At 51.0% G+C, this 245-nt stretch carries 1 protein-coding gene; it reads left to right on the top strand.

The features are described from left to right. The coding region (locus tag ACRBG0_RS28410) for a hypothetical protein (RefSeq protein ID WP_431490203.1) at nt 1-245 on the top strand (245 nt) is incomplete at both ends.

Here is a 245-nt window from a genome sequence, read left to right as displayed (position 1 = left end):
ATCGGTGGTGGAGATGTCCTTAACGGCATCGAAGGTATTGCACGTATTTTTGCTACCGCTGTTGACGAAGGTTCTTCGGACAACTGTGGTGAAGTAACGTTGGAAGTACGCCGTAACTACTGGCGCAACGAGACCTGTGATCCTAGCGCTAACCGCTGGAGCCCATGGGGTGAGTACATCGACTTCTACTGCTGTGATATCGCCAATGAAATCACGATTGAACTACGGGTAACCGACGAGTCTGG

The organism is Lewinella sp. (assembly GCF_050633125.1).
In the GTDB taxonomy this organism is placed as follows: Bacteria; Bacteroidota; Bacteroidia; order Chitinophagales; family Saprospiraceae; genus Lewinella.
Note: the sequence above shows the minus strand (reverse complement) of the source record. Positions and strands in the feature narration are given on the sequence as shown.